This is a genomic window from Terriglobia bacterium (assembly GCA_020072565.1).
Lineage (GTDB): Bacteria > Acidobacteriota > UBA6911 > UBA6911 > UBA6911 > JAFNAG01.
The window spans coordinates 20,683-36,345 of the sequence record JAIQGI010000042.1 but is presented as its reverse complement, the minus strand read 5'-3'; the positions used below and the strand labels follow the sequence as shown (position 1 = coordinate 36,345).

The window sequence follows — 15,663 nt, the reverse complement described above, 5'->3', positions numbered from 1 at the left end:
TCCACAGCCTAGAGGTGCGTGGTCGAGATGGATAAAATTACGGTCGGAGAACTGGCGACGGAGTGCTCGGTTCAGAACGGAGTGATACTCTCTGAACTGAAGCGGCTGGGGCTCTATGTGTTTTCACCCAGCGCGACGATCGACGCCAGTTTTGCCGAGACCATCCGCAAGAAAATCCTCTCGCAGCGCGAAGCCGCGGAAGCCAAACGCGCGGAAGCGGAAAAGAAAAAAGAGAAGGAAGCCGAGGCTGCCCGCAAGGCCGAGAAAAAAGCGGTTAAGGAGCCGGAGGCTGAGAAAGAGCCCGCCGCCCATCGCGTTTCAGCCAAGGCCTCGCCGGCTGCGGCCGAAGCCCCGGCAGCCAAGGCGCCACCGCCGCGCAAAGGGAAAAAGGCCGCACCTGTCGAGGTCAAAAAAGAGGTCGAGGAGCCGGCCAAACCCTCTCTGGCGCCCAGGAAAGGGCGCAAGCACTACGACCGGGAGATTGCCGGTCTCGTGGAAGCGGTCCCGATCGAAGCTCTGAAGCCGCCGGAACCGCCTTCTCTGGTCGAGGCAGCCCGGGAGCATCTCGTCAAGCCCGAACTCGCGCCTAAGGAAGCGGCTGCGCCTCCGGTCGAAATCAAGCCCGAGGAGATCGAAGCCAGACCGGCTGCAGAGCATCCGGCAGTCGTGCCGCACCTCCCTGCCGAAGTGCCGGCCCCGCCTCCGGCCGTACCCGGTGAGGGCGCGCCGCCCGAGGAACATGCGGCCCCGGCCGCGGAAGCCGCGCTTCCTTCGGGGATGGTTTCCAAGAAGGTCGTGGTTCGAAAGACCAAGTCCAAGATTCTCATGCGTACGAGCACCGAAAAGGTCGTCACTCCTGAGATCTCGGACCGCATCCTGCGGGGTCTGCGCGAAGAGAAGCCGACAGCGGCGCGCGCCATTGCTCCCGCCCGGCCGCTGAAGAGAAAGAGGCTCGACAGAGCGGAAGCCCCGGCTGCAAAAGTGGTGGAGTTTCCGCGTCCGCCCATATCACCAGAGGAGTTTAAGCCAATTAGCATAACCGAAGGCGTGACGCTCAAAGAACTCGCAGAGAAGATGGACATCAAGTCCAAGTACATCATCCAAAAGCTCATTTCCAAGGGAATCCTGGCCTCGATCAATCAGACACTGGACCTCGACGTCGCCAAGGAAGTCTGTGCCGAGTTCGGTTTCAAGGCTGATGTTATCAGCTTCGAGCAGGAAGCGGAGAGCAAGCAGGAAATCGTGGACCGGGCCGAAGACCATATCCCCCGTTCGCCCGTGGTGACGATCATGGGTCACGTGGATCACGGCAAGACCTCGCTGCTGGATGCCATCCGTGAGACCAGCGTGGCGGCATCCGAGGCAGGGGGAATCACCCAGCATATCGGCGCCTACCAGGTCGACATCAAAGGGCGCGGCATCACTTTCCTCGATACGCCGGGCCACGAGGCATTCACCTTGATGCGCGCGCGCGGTGCCCAGGTGACCGACATTGTGGTGCTCGTCGTAGCCGCCGATGACGGTGTGATGCCCCAGACGATTGAGGCCATCCACCATGCCAAGGCCGCCAACGTCCCGATCATTGTCGCCATCAACAAAATCGACAAGCCGGGCTCCCAGCCGGACCGGGTCAAACAGGTGCTGTCCGAGCAGGGACTGCTGGCCGAGGATTGGGGCGGAGATGTGGTCACGGTCCCGGTCTCGGCCAAGATGAGAACCAACCTGGATCTGCTCCTGGAGATGATCCTCCTGGTGGCCGACATCAAGGATCTCAAGGCCAATCCCAAACGACTGGCCGCGGGTGTCGTTCTGGAGGCCAAGGTGGACAAAGGCCGCGGGTGCGTCGCCACCGTCCTCGTGCAGAATGGATCCCTCCACCTGGGGGATGCCTTCGTCGCCGGCGCGGTCCATGGCCGGGTCCGTGCCCTCATCAACGATCGCGGCCTTCACAACAGCGAGGCCGGACCGTCCGTGCCCGTGGAAATCCAGGGATTGCAGGATCTGCCCCAGGCCGGCGACACGTTCCAGGTTTTCGAAGATGCCGCCAAGGCGCGGCAGGTGGCCGAGTACCGCCAGGCCAAGCTGCGCGAGCAGTCGCTGCGCTCTTCGGCGCGCCTGTCATTGCAGGCTCTCTACCAACAGATGAGGGAAGGGAAAGTCAAAGAGCTTCCGCTCATTCTCAAGGCCGACGTGCAGGGCTCGGTGGAAGTCCTCACGGACATGCTCAACAAACTCAGCACCGACAAGGTCAAGGTCCGGATTCTGCACGGCGGAGCGGGCGCCGTCACGGAAACGGATGTGCTCCTGGCATCGGCTTCGAATGCCATCATCATCGGCTTCAGTGTCCGGCCCGAGCGCAAGGCCCAGGAGCTCGCGGAAAACGAAGGGGTCGAGATCCGGGTCTATACCGTCATATATAATGTCGCGAACGACATCAAGAATGCGATGATCGGCATGCTCGAGGCCACGACTCACGAAAAGTACCTCGGCCGCGCAGAGGTCCGGGATACGTTCAAGGTCCCCAAGTATGGATTCGTCGCGGGATCCTACATCGTCGATGGCATCATCCGGCGGAACGCTGAGATCCGCCTGCTCCGCGACAACGTGGTTATTCACGAGGGGAAGATCGGCTCCCTGCGTCGCTTCAAGGACGATGTCTCGGAGGTCAAGTCCGGCTACGAGTGCGGAATCGCGTTCGAACATTTTTCCGATGTCAAAATCGGAGACGTCATTGAGGCCTACGTCATCGAAAAGGTTCAGCCCACATCACTTTGAGGAGAGCAAAAGGGGGCATTCCGCTTTGCCCGCCCGGCGCGCCCCGCGACGCGTGAAAATCATTAGGATTTTGGATATTAATCCGCAATCCCAAATCCAAAATCCCAAATTCAAAATCCAAAATTGACATCATGCCCATCGCCTATTGTGTTCTCGATATCTACCTTCCCTACTCGCAGTCCCTCAAGGACAAGCGTATGGTGTTGCGCAAGGCCCAGGACCGGCTGCGCGCGCGCACTAACTTCTCGATCGCCGAGATGGACTATCAGGATCTGTGGCAGAGGTCCAGGCTCGCAGCCGTTACCGTCAGTTCCGACAACAGCACACTGGAGCGGGTGACACAACAGTTCGTGCGCGAGGCGGAGAACATACTGGAAGACCTGCTCGTGAACTGCCAGGTTTCCTATATTGACCCTTGATGGTGATTGGACAGTGTCAGGCCTTGATAATTTCGTTGTGCCGCATTCTTGCGGTGCAGGGGCAGAGATATCAGGGAAAACGAAACCATCCAGGCCTGCCATGGTCCGTTTGAGCTGTATATATGCAACCAACACGCAGAAACCAGAGGCTGGCATTGGAAATCCAGCACGAGATCAGCCTGATCCTTTCCCGGGATCTCAAGGACCGGAGGGTCGGCTTCGTTACGGTCACCGGCGTCGACATGAGCCCGGATCTCCGCCATGCCAAAGTCTTCGTTTCCACCATGGGGAGTGAAGCCGAGAAGAAGGCAAGCCTGCAAATCCTCAATCATGCTGCCGGCTGGATCCGACACGAGTTGGGCCAGCGGATCCGTATGAAGTTCTTGCCCGAAATTGTCTTCAGGACGGACAGTTCGCAGGAGTATGGGGAACGCATCGACCAGTTGCTGGATGAAACCAGGAAAACGAGCGGCGAGTGACGAATGAGGAACGAAGACCGACAGCCTTGAATCCGTCACTTGTCAATTCTTTGAAGACAGCCATGGACGGGGTGCTCGTTGTCGACAAGCCGGAGGGTTGGACGTCCCACGACGTGGTGGCCAAGGTTCGCAATATCACCAGGGTCAAAAAGGTAGGGCACACCGGCACCCTCGATCCCTTTGCTACCGGCGTGCTGCCGCTGACTCTCGGCCGCGCCACGCGCCTGACGAGCTATTTCCTGTCATCCGACAAGACCTATCACGGCGTCATCCGGTTCGGCTTTGCCACCACCACCTTCGATCGCGACGGCGAGCCCACGGGCGGGGACGCCCGCCCCCAGATCGATTCCGCCCGCGTCGAGGAGATCTTCACTCACTATCTCGGGACCGTGCGCCAGACCCAGCCTCCCTACTCGGCGAAAAAAGTTCACGGCAAGCCGATGTACCAGTATGCCCGGAAGGGCGTAATGCTGAATGCGGAAACCAAAGAAGTCACGATCAAGCTGCTGAAACTGCTGCGCGTGCAGGAGAGCGAGGCGGAGTTCGAGCTCTGCTGCACGGCCGGGACCTACGCGCGCAGCCTGGCGCACGATGTCGGCCGCGAATACGGCTGCGGGGCCCATCTGGTGCGGCTCCGGCGCACCCGGAGCGGAGAATTCCCCATCGAATCGGCCACGCCTCTGACCGAGGGCGACCGCTTCTATCCACGCGATTTCTTTGCGAATCGCATCATCCCCATGCGCGACCTGCTGCTGGAGTTGCCCGCCATCCGGATCTCCTCGGGCGATTGCGACAAGGTCAGGCACGGCATGGACTTGAATCTGCTCACTTCCTCATGGGACGTCGACGAGTACCGGTTGCTGGACGAGAGCGGCGAGCTTATCGCTCTGGCCCAGCGCGTGCAGACGTTCGTATCTCCGGTCGCACAACCGGTACGCTGGATCCGCATCCACCCCCGAATCAACTTCGAATGACAACTGAGGCAGTGGGCGGTAGGCAGCAGACAATCGTTTACAGCCGACTGCCCGCCGCTGCCAGTAATCGCCGGAGCCGCTGACAGCACGCCGCAATTGCTGCCCACTGCCTGCTGTGTCTCGCAACTATACGACCAGACGGTCCTTTATCTTCTGGAACTTCTTTTCGCCTACGCCCTTGACGTTGAGCAATTCTTCGATCTTGTTGAATTTCCCGCTCTTGGTGCGGTGCTCGATGATGGTCTTTGCCAGCGCCGGCCCGATTCCCGGCAAGGTCTGGAGTTGTTCAGCCGTGGCGGTATTCAGGTTCACTTTTTCGGTCGATATCGCCTTGGACTTCTGAGCCAAGGCCGCCGCGGGCGCCAGTGCCAAGCCCAGGCAGAGAATCAAGGCCCAGGCCAGGTGCATTCTTTTTGATCTCATCTTTGCCTCCTGATGTTATCTGTCCGGGGGAAGGAACGACATCTGCCTTCCCGTTGCACCTTGTCTAACTGCCGGAGCGCGATTTGAGCGAAGAAATCTTCCGAGGAGTCAGGAGTCGCAGTGGAGGTGCGAGCCAGACCTGGATTCAGGGAATAAGCACAAAGAACGGTGGTCGCTCCGTGATTTTGCGGCTCGGTCATACCCCAAGTGTATGTTCATGCATCCCCAGGCCTTTCTTCTGACCTCTGACCCCTGAGTCGGGTTTGACAGGCTTGGAAATGCTATGTCATAATTCTTCGCTTGTTCAGACTGGGGGAAAGGGAAGCTATCATCATATGAAATCTAATTTCCGGCAGATTTGCGGGCGCACCACGCTCCTTTTCATCACGATTATCTGCGCTGTCCTGGTGTTTGCCGGTACTCAGGTGCGCACGGCGGCTCAGAATCCCGTCGATCTCGACAAGGCACTGCAGGAAAAACCGGTGCAGGACCGCGCCCAGAGCTATTACCACTATGCCCTGGCCAAGTGGTATGACAATCAGGAAAACCTGCCGAGAGCGCTGTCGGAAATGCAGTTGGCGGTGCGGTTTAACGATAATGATGCCAGCGTTCACGTAGCCTTGGCCGACCTTCTGGTGCGGATGAACCGGATCGCCGATGCCACGGACGAGGCTCAAAAGGCATCCAAGCTGGATCCGAAAGACCCCGAGCCCCACTGGGTACTTGCGACCATTTTCCTCAGGTCGGCGGAGACCGGGCGGGGACGCCAGGCTTCGCCCGATGCCGTCAAGCAGGCGGTCAAGGAGTTGGAGGCGATGAAGGAGGTGGCGCCGACCGATCAGCGCGCCTACTTCGCCCTCGGTGGCTGCTATATGGAGCTGGGACAGCCCGAAAAGGCGATTCCATTCTACGAGCGCTGGCAGACTCTGGTGCCCGACAGCGATCAAGGATACGTGACCATCGCCCAGTACTACGAGCGCCAGGGCATCCAGGATAAGGCCATTGAATACCTCCGGAAGGCAGTCGAGACCCAGCCCGATTCCGTTCAGAGCATGGCGATGCTCGCCGGTCTGTATGCCAAAGCGAAACGCGAGAAGGAAGCCATTCCTCTCTATCGCAAGATCATCGAGTTGACGGGCGGATCCCCCGAGCTAAAGAGACAACTTGCCTCCACGCTCCTCGACGCCCAGGAGTTTACCGAGGCCACCGGCCTCCTAGGCGAATTGGCGAAAGACGATCCGCAAGACACATCCGTCAGGGTCATGATGGCTCGCGCTCAGGTGGGCGCACGCCAGTTCGCCGAAGCCATCGAGAACCTGAAATCCCTGGTTGCGAGCGATCCGGATAATATTGAAGCCCTTTTTTATCTGGGAGCCGCCTATGAGCAGGCCAGCCAGCCTGCCGAGGCGGTCAAGATCTTCGGCAAGCTGGTCGATCAAGCCAAAGGAGGCTCTGACGAGCTGAAGAACAACATGGCTGTCTTTCAGCAGAACCTGGCCGCCTCCTATCAGGATATGGGGGAGTACCAGAAGGCCATCGCAATTTATGAGGAGATGGTCAAAAGCGATCCATCGCCCCACACCTACTTCCTGCTGATCAACGCCTATCGTATCGACAAGCAGTACGACAAAGCGCTGAGCCTCGGAAAACCACAATTCGAAAAGAATCCCAAGGACGATAACCTGGCGCTGGTCTACGCGCGCACCCTCGCCGACTCCGGGAAGACCAAGGAGGGAGCCGAAATTCTGGATAAGATGCTTCAGAGCAAACCCTCCAATCTGGATATCTATATCAACCTCAGCCAGATCTACGTGCAGGCCCGGCGCTTCGGCGAAGCGGAAAAAGTTCTGCGCCGCGCCGAGGAGCAGAAGCTCGACAAGGAGCGCTTGAAGTTTCAGCTGGCGACGGTCTATGACAAACAGAAGGACTATGACCGGGCCGAGTCGCTGCTCAAGGAGATTCTCAAGGAAGATCCCAAGGACGGACCGACCTTGAATTACATCGGCTACATGCTTGCCGACCGCGGCGTGCGCCTCGAAGAGGCGGTCAAGTACGTTCAGGAAGCGTTAATTCTGGAACCCAACAACCCTGCCTATCTGGATTCGCTCGGCTGGGCCTTTTTCAAACTGAATGACCTGAAGATGGCGGAGAAGTACCTCCTGCAGGCAGGAGATATGGAGAAGAAGGATCCGGTAATCCAGGATCACATCGGGGATCTTTACTTCAAGATCGGCAACCTCGAAAAGGCCCAGGAGTTCTGGAAGAAGTCGCTCAGCAACGGCGGCGAAGATGAGGATGTGAAGAAGGTCCGGGAAAAACTGGATAAGGTGCAGGAGACCCTGCGCAAGCAGAAGCGTTCCGAGTGAGACCATCACCGATCCGAATCCGCTCTTTCGCCAAAGTAAATCTGGCCCTGGCGGTGCTGGGAAAGCGCGCCGACGGCTACCACGAGATCCGCACTGTATTTCAGAGCATCACCCTGCATGATGAACTGGAAATCCAGCCCAGCCCGCGCCTGGAACTGTGCTGCCGGAATCTGGCCGCAGTGCCGACGGAGGAAAACACGGTCTGGCGCGCGGCCACAGCCCTGGCTCGCGCCGGATCCCCGGCTTCGGGAGCCCGGATCTGCCTGAAAAAGCAGATTCCCCCCGGATCAGGATTGGGGGGAGGCAGCAGCAACGCCGCGGCGGCACTGCTCGGCCTCTGCCGGTTCTGGCACCTCGAAGTTCCCCCGGCCGAGCTCCATGCGCTTGCTGCTACGATCGGCTCCGATGTGCCATTTTTCCTTCAAGGCGGAACTGCGCTGGGGATCGGCCGGGGGGAGGAAATCTATCCCCTGCCGGAGCTCCGGCCGGCTCATCTTGTCGTGGTGTACCCCGGGATCCAAATTTCCACTGCGGCAGCCTATCAGTCTCTGAGTTTGCTGTTGACTTCCCGGCAGAACGCCAATAAAATTCAGGATTTCTGCGGCCGACTGAAAGATGGTAGCGGGTGCCCGGCCGAGATCTTTAATGATTTCGAGACTTCGATCCTCCCTGCGTATCCGGCTGTGAAGGAAGCCAAACACTTCCTGAATCAGCGGGGAGCGACAGCCACCCTGCTGTCCGGCAGCGGATCCTCTGTCTTCGGATTCTTCTCTGATGAGGAGTCAGCTCTCGCAGCCTCGCGCAGTTCTGACGCGCGGGAGTCTTGGCGAGTGTTTCCGACGAAGACCCTTTCTCGTGCAGAGTTTTTCCAAAGCATGTTCGGGTAGGCGTCGGCGAACCGGATTTGAATACTGGGGCGTCGTCAAGCGGTAAGACACAGGTCTTTGGAACCTGCATTCGGAGGTTCGAATCCTCCCGCCCCAGCCAGTCTTTGGATTGCGGATTCTGGATGATCGGGACGCTTTGAAATCCAGAACCCGCAATCCAAAATCAAAAATGGTGTTCACCGCTTTCAGGAGAACGAGACCAGGATGAGGCACAAAGGATTCAGTCCGGTGGATGGGCAGCTGAAAGTCTTTTGCGGGAATTCCAATCCCGCCCTGGCCGAGGAAATCTGCAGGCATTTGCGGATTCCCCTAGGGCAGGCGAATCTTACCACCTTTTCCGATGGTGAGGTCTACGTCCAGATCCTGGAAAACGTGCGCGGCAGAGACGTCTTCATCGTTCAGCCGACCTGCTGCCCGGTGAATGACAATTTGATGGAACTGCTGATCATGATCGACGCCTTCAAGCGTTCTTCGGCGGCCCGGATCACGGCGGTAATGCCCTATTACGGCTATGCGCGCCAGGATCGGAAGGACAAGCCCCGGGTCGCGATCAGTTCCAAACTGGTGGCGGACCTGCTCACCTCGGCGGGCGCGGACCGGATCCTGACCATGGACCTGCACGCAGGGCAGATCCAGGGTTTCTTCAACATTCCCGTCGATCATCTTTTTGCGGCGCCGGTGCTGATCGACTACCTCCAGAAACTGAAGCTTCCGGACCTCACGATGGTATCCCCTGATGCCGGAGGCGTGGAACGCGCGCGCGCCTTCGCCAAGCGGCTGAGCGCCGACCTGGCCGTGGTCGACAAGCGGCGGACCGCACCCAACGAAGCCGAAGTCATGCGCATCATCGGCGATGTCAGGGGGAGAAACGTCATCATCTGCGACGACATTATCGATACTGCCGGAACGCTGGTCCATACGGCCCGGGCACTGCGCAAACAGAAAGCCAAGAGGATTTTCTCATGCGCGACTCATGCGGTGCTGAGCGGCCCCGCCCTGGACCGGCTGAGAGACGCGCCGCTGGAAGAGATCATCCTCACCAACACCATACCGAACGACACATCGAAAGTCCTGCCCAACATGAAGGTTTTGAGTGTGGCAGGTCTGCTGGCCAAGGCCATCCGCAGCATTCACGAAGAGACCAGCGTCAGCAATTTATTCGTTTAAGGAAGGAGCAGGATTTCATGCAACAGATCGTGGTCGAAGCTCAAAGGCGGACTCCCGCCGGCAAGAATGCGAACCGGCGGCTTCGCAAATCGGGCCATATTCCGGCCGTCGTGTACGGTGCCGGGCGCGAGGCGCTTCCCCTGCTGGTGGATCCGGACGCGATATCAGAAATCCTCCACTCGCAGAGCGGGCACAACACCATATTCGCCGTCAGCGTCGACGGCGGCGCGCAGGCCAACGTCATGGTCAAAGACTTCCAGCTGGACCCCGTGCGCGGCGCCATCATTCACGCCGACTTCTATGAGATCGCCATGGACCAGCTGCTCAAGCTCACGGTCGATGTTGAGATGGTCGGGGAAGCGGAAGGGGTCAAGGTCGACGGCGGCATCATGGATGTGGTATCGCGCTCGCTGGAGGTGGAATGCCTGCCTTCTGACATCCCCAAATCGATCAGGATCGACGTCAGCGCTCTCAAGATCAACGACTACATCCGCGTCAAGAACCTGCCCATAGATCCCAAGGTCAGGATTCTGAGCGATCCTGAAGTTGTGATCGTGACCATCGTGCCGCCGGTCAAGGAAGAGGTTGTCGAGGTAGTGGCGGCGCCGGTCGCTCCCGCCGAGCCGGAAGTGATCCGCAAAGGTAAAGCTGTAGAGGAGGGTGAAGGAGAAGGAGGAGAGGAAAAGGGCAAGTCTGCCAAACCGCCCGAGAAGTCCAAGCCTGAATCCAAGTAACCCGGTATCGCGCCGTGAAACTGATTGTGGGACTCGGTAACCCCGGTGTGCGCTATCAGCGGACCCGGCACAACGCCGGATACATGGTGATCGATGAGCTGGCTCGCGAAGCTCGGACCGGAGCGTGGCACACGCAGTGCCAGTCCCTCCTGTGCACGGCCGCGATCGCAGCGCAACAGGTGCTGCTGGCAAAGCCTGTCACTTTCATGAATGCCAGCGGCCGCGCCGTTCAGCTCTTGCTCGACGAGTACCGGATCGACCCGAGAGAGCTGATTCTGATCCTCGACGATTTCAACCTGCCCCTGGGCAGGGTCCGGATCCGGGAACGAGGATCATCCGGCGGCCACAACGGGATGGAATCGGTCATCTGCACGCTCAACAGGGATGAGGTCATCCGCGTGCGGCTCGGGATCGGTGAAGAGAACATGCCCGAAGAAAAGGCCGAGTTCGTGCTCTCGGACTTTCCGCCGGGCGAAGCGGCGCAAGTAAGCGAGATGATCGGCCGGGCCGCAGGGGCGGTCCGATTAATCGTTACCGACGGCGCTTCCCGAGCCATGTCAGTCTTTAATGCTTGAGGCAGGAAAAGGAGAAAAACCTGTGAGAACTTACGAAGTAGCTTTCATCGCCGCGCCGACCCTGACCCCCGAAGAGCTGGATGCGTTCATCGCACAGATGCAGGCGGTGGTCGAGGGCAAGAGCGGCAAAGTGGTTAAGGTCGACAACTGGGGAAAAAAGTCCCTGGCCTACAAAATCAAGAGGTTCCGGGACGGGTACTACGTCATCCTCACCATTGAGGCCGATGGCGCCATCATTGCGGAGCTGGAGCGCCGGTTCCGCGTGGCGGACCACGTCATCCGGTTCCTTTCCGTCCGGATCGACGAAGACCTGAAACGCTCTGAGAAGATGAAAGCTGCCCGGCAACGCAAGTCGGTTTCAAAACCGGCACCCGCTGCGCCGCAGGTGGGCGAGTTTGAGGCCGAACCCCCGGCTGCCCCGATAGGATGATCCAACCAAAGAAAGGGTTATAAATTCTATGCCAGCTCCAAAGAGGTTCTCTGTCAAGCGCAAGCGCGTCTGCAAGTTCTGCGCCGAGAAGATCAGCTACATCGACTTCAAGGACGGGAAGCTGCTTTCCCATTTCATTCCCGAACGCGGCAAGATTCTCCCGCGGAGAATCAGCGGTGTCTGCTCCGTGCATCAGCGGCAGCTTTCGGAAGCCATCAAACGCGCCAGGCATATGGCGATTCTGCCGTTCATCGCCGATTGACGGAACCAGAGGGGAAGACATGAAGGTCATACTGAAACAGGACGTGGAAAAGCTGGGCAAAAGCGGCGACATCGTGAAAGTCGCTGCCGGGTACGGCCGCAACTATCTTATCCCGCGGCACATCGCCGTCGAAGCCACCCCGGGCAACCTCAAGGTCATGGAAATCGAGCGGCTGAACGCCGCAAAGCGCGATCAGCGCGAAAGATCGGCGGCCACCCTCGTGGCCAAAGAGCTCCTGAAGCTTGTCGTCACGATCGAGCGCAAAGCCGGCGAGGGCGGAACTTTGTACGGCTCCGTCACCTCGATTGACATTGCCGATTTCCTCATCACGCACAAGATCGATATCGACAAACGCAAGATTCAACTGGACGACCCCATCAAGACCATCGGCGAGTACCAGGTGCCGATCCGCCTGCATCGCGAGGTCACGGTTCCCATCAAGGTGGTTGTCGAAGCCGCGCCCGAGCCGCAGGCGCAACCGTAACAGCTCAGCTCTGAATGACCCGAAGGAACACGGACTGACACATTCGTGTCTCTCGTGGCTGCTTTTGCATTTCCCTCGGAATTGTACTCGTGTAGAATTGCGCTCTATCCGGTGTTCGCATGCCTATCGATATCAGTCTCGAAAAGACACTCCCCTGCAACCTGGAAGCCGAGCGCTCCATTCTGGGCGCCATTCTCCTTGACGACAAGGCGATCCACACCGCCGTCGAGACTCTGCGCAAGGAGGATTTCTACCTCGAAAGCCACCGCCGGATCTTCGAGAAGATGTTTGCGCTCACGGCGGATGGCACCGCGATCGACCTGGTTACACTGAAAAATGAACTCCAGCGCTCCGACGAGCTTGAAAGCGCCGGCGGAGCCGCTTACCTGGCAAGCCTCACCGACGGCATGCCGCGCGCCATCAACATCGAGCACTACGCCGAGATCGTAAAAGAAAAAGCCACGCTGCGCCGTTTGATCCAGATTTCAAATGAGTCCATGGCGCGCAGCTACCAGGGCGAGGAGTCGGCACAGGAGATCCTTGGAGACCTCGAGAAGGCTATTTTCGAAATCGCCAGCCGCCAGTTTCTGACCGGTTTTGCACCCATCGAGCCGCTTGTCAGCGCGGTCTACAAGCACATCGAAGAAGTCTCCAACCGCAAGACGCTGGTCACCGGCGTCGAGACCGGCTTCACCGAGCTGGACAAGATGACGGCCGGGTTGCATCCGGCCGACCTGATCATCGTGGCTGCCCGGCCGGGACTGGGAAAAACCAGTCTCTGCCTTAACATCGCACAGTTTGTCGCGCTCAAGAAGCAGCAATCCGTGGGCATCTTCTCTCTCGAAATGAGCAAAGAGCAGCTGGTGAAACGGCTGCTGTGCGCCGAAGCGGAAATCGACTCCCACAAAGTCAACACCGGCTTTCTTAACAAGGAAGATTGGAGCAGGCTGGGGCGGGCGGCGGGTTTGCTATCGCAGTCAAAGATCTTCATCGATGACACGGCAGGCATGTCCATTGCAGAAATGCGTTCGAAGGCGCGGCGCCTGGCCCTCGAGCACGGCCTCGACATCCTGTTCGTAGACTACCTCCAGCTGATGAGCGGCTCGAATCAGCGTTACGAAAACCGCACCCAGGAGATCTCTCAGATCTCACGCGGCCTCAAGGCCCTCGCCAAGGAGATCCACGTCCCGGTAGTCGCCATCTCACAGCTGAGCCGGGCGATCGAGATGCGCCGGGGCGATCACCGTCCCCAGCTCTCCGACCTGCGGGAATCGGGCTCCATCGAGCAGGATGCGGATGTGGTGATGTTCATTTATCGCGAAGATGCCGTCGGCCCGTCGGACGAAAACAGCGGCGTCGCCGAAATCATCATCGGCAAGCAACGCAACGGCCCGACCGGCACCTTCAAGCTCGCCTTCATCAAGCAGTTCACGAAGTTCGCTGACCTCTGGCAAGGCAACGAAGAATGACGAATCGCAAATGAAAATCCGTGCCCACGGAGCCCACTTCATTCGTCATTCCTCAATCGTCATCTGGTTCTGTCAGATTCTTCGGGGATGATGCGCAGCGTCTCCACCTCCACACCGCGCAGGACAGTCATGGGGGAACTGGCCCCGACGCTGGTCTCCGTCATGAGCCTGTGGAGATCGTCAATGCCGGCCGTCGTCTGGCCGTCGAACCCAAGGATGACGTCCCCTTCCCGCAAGCCCGCGCGCTGCGCCGGGCTGTTTTCCTCCACTGAAACGACGAGGATGCCGCTTTCAGCGGGGAGCTTGTGGAAACGGCTGACGCGGCGCGGCAGCGGGACATTCTGGCCTGCAACACCGATGTAGCCACGCCGAATTTTGCCGTCCTTGATCAGACGGCTGGCCACGAACTTCGCGGTGTTGATCGCAATGGCGAAACAGATCCCCTGCGCCGGGAGGATCACCGCGGTGTTTACTCCGATGACCTCGCCTCGCGACGTCACAAGCGGCCCACCCGAGTTGCCCGGATTCAGGGCGGCGTCGGTCTGAATCACGTTGTCGATCAAACGCCCCGAAGTCGACCTCAGGGAACGCCCCAGCGCGCTGATCACCCCGGCAGTCACGGTGCACTGGAATCCGTACGGATTCCCGATGGCGATCGCCAGTTGTCCGACCCGTGCCGATTGCGAGTCTCCCAGCGAAGCCGGCTCGAGCGTGGACGCAGGGATCCGGAGCACCGCCAGATCCGTGTCCGGGTCGTCCCCGATCAGCTCGGCTTGAAACCGCCTGCCGTCGGTCAGGACAACATCGATCTTCGAGGCGCCGTGGACGACGTGGCTGTTGGTAAGAACGAATCCGTCCGGCGTGAGGATGAAGCCGGAGCCACTGCCTCGCGGTTCCTCCGGAGGCCGGACAGCAGACTGCCTGCTCCCCCGCATCTGGCGCACGTCGATGTTCACGACCGACGGGCTCACCCTGGCCGCAGCGCCGGTAACCGCCTGCGAATAGGCATCCAGCAGCATCTCATCCGGGGTGCCGGGACTCCGGTCTTGTGAAGATTCCAGTTTGTAACCCCCCTGGCCGGCGACTCTGCGTAGCACCGTCTTCATATCTGAAGCCCTCCCTCCTTAATTAAATCCGGGCATTTTGAAATATAAGATCACAAACGAGAAAATGCAGGCCGTGACGGTGATACTGTGCGGAGGCGGAACCTCATGCGCCGGGGGTGCACCCACGCGCATGGCTAGGGGGGCTGTTAAAGGCGGCCACGAACGACACGAATCTCACGAATGTCTCATTGGTGAGATTCGTGTCATTCGGTGCTGCTTTTGCATTTTGGCGATCGTGGTTCAGCGGGCCGAAGCCTGCATTTTCGCGATCTCCGGTTCGCCGGCGACGGCGTGGTACACCACGCCTGCGATTGCGGCGCCGACGATGGGCGCAACCCAGAACAGCCACAGCTGCTGCAGGGCCCAACCGCCCACGAAAATGGCCGGGCCGGTGCTGCGCGCCGGGTTCACCGAAGTGTTGGTTACCGGAATCCCGATCAGATGGATGAGTGTGAGCCCGAGTCCGATGGCGATGGGCGCAAAGCCCTGCGGTGCACGCCGATCGGTCGCACCCAGAATGATCATGAGGAACATGAAGGTCAACACGAGCTCCGCCGTCAAGCACGCGGCCAGCGTGTATCCCCCGGGCGAATGCTCGGCATAGCCGTTCGAGGCGAATCCGCCGATGTTAAAGCCCGTCTTGCCGCTGGCAATCACATAGAGAACAGCAGCGGCAACGATGGCGCCCAGGACCTGTGCGATGATGTAGGCAGGCAGCTCCCTGGCGGGAAATCTTTTCCCGACCGCTAGGCCGACCGACACGGCCGGGTTGAGATGGCAGCCGGAGATGTGACCGATGGCAAATGCCATCGTCAAGACCGTGAGACCGAATGCCAGGGCCACGCCCAGGAATCCGATCCCCAATTGAGGAAAGGCTGCAGCGAGGACGGCGCTGCCGCAGCCTCCGAAGACGAGCCAGAATGTCCCGATAAATTCTGCAGTTGCCTTCCTTCCGAGCGACATGACTTGTCCTCCTGGTAGATGTGGCATGGATTAGGTGGTTCCAAGACGGATTGTCGCGATTATATAGGAACAGCTTCGGGTAGGAGAAATCAAAAAACCTCAACGCAGTCCCCCATGCACCGGGGGTGCACCCAGGTGCATGGGGGACTG

The 15,663-nt window shown here is 59.4% G+C and carries 16 protein-coding genes and 1 tRNA gene; 14 read left to right on the top strand and 3 right to left on the bottom strand.

The window, feature by feature from the left end:
* Positions 1-27 precede the first annotated feature (27 nt).
* The 4 genes from infB to truB all read left to right on the top strand — a co-directional run bounded on the left by infB (position 28) and on the right by truB (position 4,647).
* Positions 28-2,775 (top strand): translation initiation factor IF-2, encoded by a 2,748-nt coding sequence (infB, locus tag LAP85_21690; GenBank protein ID MBZ5499019.1) that lies wholly within the window; start codon positions 28-30, stop codon positions 2,773-2,775.
* Between the two features lie 131 nt (positions 2,776-2,906).
* Entirely contained in the window at positions 2,907-3,194 is a 288-nt protein-coding gene (locus LAP85_21685) for a DUF503 domain-containing protein (GenBank protein MBZ5499018.1), read from the top strand.
* A gap of 122 nt (positions 3,195-3,316) precedes the next feature.
* Entirely contained in the window at positions 3,317-3,673 is a 357-nt protein-coding gene (gene rbfA, locus LAP85_21680; protein MBZ5499017.1) for a 30S ribosome-binding factor RbfA, read from the top strand.
* 62 nt (positions 3,674-3,735) lie between these two features.
* Positions 3,736-4,647 carry a tRNA pseudouridine(55) synthase TruB gene (truB, locus tag LAP85_21675; protein MBZ5499016.1) on the top strand — a complete coding sequence of 304 codons (912 nt, stop codon included), beginning with the start codon at positions 3,736-3,738 and terminating at the stop codon, positions 4,645-4,647.
* A 126-nt stretch (positions 4,648-4,773) separates the two neighbouring features.
* On the opposite strand, the gene LAP85_21670 is transcribed toward truB, so the two are convergent.
* A complete protein-coding gene (locus LAP85_21670; protein MBZ5499015.1) occupies positions 4,774-5,070 on the bottom strand; it encodes a helix-hairpin-helix domain-containing protein in 297 nt (98 codons plus the stop codon).
* Positions 5,071-5,405: 335 nt separating this feature from the next.
* Between LAP85_21670 and LAP85_21665 the strand changes: the two genes are divergently transcribed.
* The 10 genes from LAP85_21665 (at position 5,406) to dnaB (ending at position 13,444) form a co-directional block, all read left to right on the top strand.
* Positions 5,406-7,436: a tetratricopeptide repeat protein gene (locus tag LAP85_21665; GenBank protein MBZ5499014.1), complete on the top strand. Its 2,031-nt coding sequence runs from the start codon at positions 5,406-5,408 to the stop codon at positions 7,434-7,436.
* The gene (gene ispE / locus LAP85_21660) at positions 7,433-8,323 is read left to right on the top strand and encodes a 4-(cytidine 5'-diphospho)-2-C-methyl-D-erythritol kinase (protein MBZ5499013.1); all 891 of its coding nucleotides are present in this window, start codon (positions 7,433-7,435) and stop codon (positions 8,321-8,323) included. The genes LAP85_21665 and ispE overlap by 4 nt, the downstream gene beginning before the upstream one ends.
* A gap of 25 nt (positions 8,324-8,348) precedes the next feature.
* Positions 8,349-8,423 (top strand) — tRNA-Gln (locus LAP85_21655).
* 104 nt (positions 8,424-8,527) lie between these two features.
* Positions 8,528-9,490 (top strand): ribose-phosphate pyrophosphokinase, encoded by a 963-nt coding sequence (locus tag LAP85_21650; GenBank protein MBZ5499012.1) that lies wholly within the window; start codon positions 8,528-8,530, stop codon positions 9,488-9,490.
* A gap of 17 nt (positions 9,491-9,507) precedes the next feature.
* Entirely contained in the window at positions 9,508-10,224 is a 717-nt protein-coding gene (locus tag LAP85_21645) for a 50S ribosomal protein L25 (protein MBZ5499011.1), read from the top strand.
* A 14-nt stretch (positions 10,225-10,238) separates the two neighbouring features.
* Complete coding sequence (gene pth, locus LAP85_21640; protein ID MBZ5499010.1) at positions 10,239-10,799, top strand: aminoacyl-tRNA hydrolase; 561 nt, start codon at positions 10,239-10,241, stop codon at positions 10,797-10,799.
* Between the two features lie 22 nt (positions 10,800-10,821).
* On the top strand, positions 10,822-11,229 hold the full coding sequence (gene rpsF / locus LAP85_21635; protein MBZ5499009.1) for a 30S ribosomal protein S6: 408 nt from the start codon (positions 10,822-10,824) through the stop codon (positions 11,227-11,229).
* Positions 11,230-11,257: 28 nt separating this feature from the next.
* The gene (rpsR, locus tag LAP85_21630) at positions 11,258-11,491 is read left to right on the top strand and encodes a 30S ribosomal protein S18 (GenBank protein ID MBZ5499008.1); all 234 of its coding nucleotides are present in this window, start codon (positions 11,258-11,260) and stop codon (positions 11,489-11,491) included.
* A 19-nt stretch (positions 11,492-11,510) separates the two neighbouring features.
* Positions 11,511-11,975: a 50S ribosomal protein L9 gene (rplI, locus tag LAP85_21625; protein MBZ5499007.1), complete on the top strand. Its 465-nt coding sequence runs from the start codon at positions 11,511-11,513 to the stop codon at positions 11,973-11,975.
* 119 nt (positions 11,976-12,094) lie between these two features.
* On the top strand, positions 12,095-13,444 hold the full coding sequence (gene dnaB, locus LAP85_21620; protein MBZ5499006.1) for a replicative DNA helicase: 1,350 nt from the start codon (positions 12,095-12,097) through the stop codon (positions 13,442-13,444).
* A gap of 59 nt (positions 13,445-13,503) precedes the next feature.
* On the opposite strand, the gene LAP85_21615 is transcribed toward dnaB, so the two are convergent.
* Together LAP85_21615 and aqpZ are read right to left on the bottom strand one after the other, a co-directional pair.
* A complete protein-coding gene (locus tag LAP85_21615) occupies positions 13,504-14,550 on the bottom strand; it encodes a trypsin-like peptidase domain-containing protein (GenBank protein MBZ5499005.1) in 1,047 nt (348 codons plus the stop codon).
* Between the two features lie 240 nt (positions 14,551-14,790).
* Positions 14,791-15,513: an aquaporin Z gene (aqpZ, locus tag LAP85_21610; protein MBZ5499004.1), complete on the bottom strand. Its 723-nt coding sequence runs from the start codon at positions 15,511-15,513 to the stop codon at positions 14,791-14,793.
* Between the last annotated feature and the right edge of the window lie 150 nt (positions 15,514-15,663).

Bases quoted from the DNA above. Each gene is read 5' to 3' on its own strand.
- infB (MBZ5499019.1), top strand. From the start codon at position 28: ATGGATAAAATTACGGTCGGAGAACTGGCGACGGAGTGCTCGGTTCAG.
- LAP85_21685 (MBZ5499018.1), top strand. From the start codon at position 2,907: ATGCCCATCGCCTATTGTGTTCTCGATATCTACCTTCCCTACTCGCAG.
- rbfA (MBZ5499017.1), top strand. From the start codon at position 3,317: ATGCAACCAACACGCAGAAACCAGAGGCTGGCATTGGAAATCCAGCAC.
- truB (MBZ5499016.1), top strand. From the start codon at position 3,736: ATGGACGGGGTGCTCGTTGTCGACAAGCCGGAGGGTTGGACGTCCCAC.
- LAP85_21670 (MBZ5499015.1), bottom strand. From the start codon at position 5,070: ATGAGATCAAAAAGAATGCACCTGGCCTGGGCCTTGATTCTCTGCCTG.
- LAP85_21665 (MBZ5499014.1), top strand. From the start codon at position 5,406: ATGAAATCTAATTTCCGGCAGATTTGCGGGCGCACCACGCTCCTTTTC.
- LAP85_21650 (MBZ5499012.1), top strand. From the start codon at position 8,528: ATGAGGCACAAAGGATTCAGTCCGGTGGATGGGCAGCTGAAAGTCTTT.
- LAP85_21645 (MBZ5499011.1), top strand. From the start codon at position 9,508: ATGCAACAGATCGTGGTCGAAGCTCAAAGGCGGACTCCCGCCGGCAAG.
- rpsR (MBZ5499008.1), top strand. From the start codon at position 11,258: ATGCCAGCTCCAAAGAGGTTCTCTGTCAAGCGCAAGCGCGTCTGCAAG.
- rplI (MBZ5499007.1), top strand. From the start codon at position 11,511: ATGAAGGTCATACTGAAACAGGACGTGGAAAAGCTGGGCAAAAGCGGC.
- dnaB (MBZ5499006.1), top strand. From the start codon at position 12,095: ATGCCTATCGATATCAGTCTCGAAAAGACACTCCCCTGCAACCTGGAA.
- LAP85_21615 (MBZ5499005.1), bottom strand. From the start codon at position 14,550: ATGAAGACGGTGCTACGCAGAGTCGCCGGCCAGGGGGGTTACAAACTG.
- aqpZ (MBZ5499004.1), bottom strand. From the start codon at position 15,513: ATGTCGCTCGGAAGGAAGGCAACTGCAGAATTTATCGGGACATTCTGG.